The following is a 1,394-nucleotide window of genomic DNA, read 5'->3' as shown; positions in this document are numbered from 1 at the left end:
AGCCACTTGGCCAGCGTCCCTTCCTCCATCGTGGGAGAGAGCGCGGGCATCAGGATTTCGGTTGCCATTGTCGCGCCCCCTTACCGATAGGTCACTTTGCGGACCGCCTCGACCACCTCGGCCGCGGTGATCAGGGCCAGCTTTTCCAGATTGGCCGCATAGGGCATCGGCACGTCCTTGCCGGTGCAGTTGATGACCGGGGCGTCCAGCCAGTCGAAGGCGTTTTCCATCAGATACGCGCTGATGTGGTTGCCGATGGACCCCACCGGGAAGCCTTCCTCGACCGTGACGCAGCGGTTGGTCTTTTGCACGGATTTCAGCACCGTCGCGTAATCCAGCGGGCGCAGGGTGCGCAGGTCGATCACCTCGGCCTCGATCCCGTCCTTGGCCAGCGTTTCCGCCGCGTCCAGCGCGTGGGCCATGCCGATGCCAAAGCTGACGATAGTCACATCCTTGCCCTTGCGGGCGACGCGGGCCTTGCCGAAGGGGATGGTGAAGTCGTCCATCTGCGGCACGTCGAAGGACCGGCCATAGAGGATTTCGTTTTCCAGGAAGATCACCGGGTTCGGGTCGCGGATCGCGGTCTTCAGCAGCCCCTTCGCGTCGGCGGCGGTATAGGGCATCACCACCTTGAGGCCGGGAATGGCCGCATACCACGCGGCGTAATCCTGCGAATGCTGGGCGCCCACGCGGGCCGCCGCGCCGTTCGGGCCGCGGAACACCATCGGCGCGCCCATCTGGCCCCCCGACATATACAGCGTCTTGGCGGCCGAGTTGATGATGTGGTCGATCGCCTGCATGGCGAAGTTGAAGGTCATGAACTCGACGATCGGGCGCAGCCCGCCGAAGGCCGCGCCGACGCCGATGCCGGCAAAGCCCATTTCGGAAATCGGCGTGTCCACCACCCGGCGCGGGCCGAAGCGGTCCAGCAGCCCCTGGCTGATCTTGTAGGCGCCCTGGTATTCGCCGACCTCCTCGCCCATCAGGAACACGGTCTCGTCGCGCTCCATCTCCTCGGCCATCGCCTCGCGCAGCGCCTCGCGCACGGTCATCGGCTTGACGGTCGTGCCTTCGGGCCAGTCGGGCGCGGCGTCGGGTTCGGGGGTGTTCACCGCCTCGACCGCCGATTTCGCCGCCGCCGGGGCGCGCTCGGGGGCCTCGCCGGTTTCGTCGCGGCTGGCCTCGCCCCGGCCGGGCTGGGCCAGCGGCTGGGCGGCATGTGGGACCGAGGTGCCCGCGCCGTCCTGCGCGGCGGCGGCATCCTCGCCTTCCTCGACCAGGACGGCGATGGGGGTGTTGACCTTCACGCCCTGCGTGCCCTCGGCGACCATCAGCCGGCCGATGGTGCCCTCGTCCACGGCCTCGAACTCCATCGTGGCCTTGTCGGTCTCGAT

The 1,394-nt window shown here is 67.9% G+C and carries 1 protein-coding gene; it reads right to left on the bottom strand.

From position 1 onward, the window contains the following. Nucleotides 1-80 precede the first annotated feature (80 nt). The coding region (locus EPA64_RS16130) for a pyruvate dehydrogenase complex E1 component subunit beta (RefSeq protein WP_134727307.1) at nucleotides 81-1,394 on the bottom strand (1,314 nt) is incomplete at its 5' end.

The sequence above is a fragment of the Paracoccus luteus genome (assembly GCF_004522155.1).
GTDB lineage: Bacteria > Pseudomonadota > Alphaproteobacteria > Rhodobacterales > Rhodobacteraceae > Paracoccus > Paracoccus luteus.
This window is presented reverse-complemented; position numbering and strand designations above follow the sequence as displayed.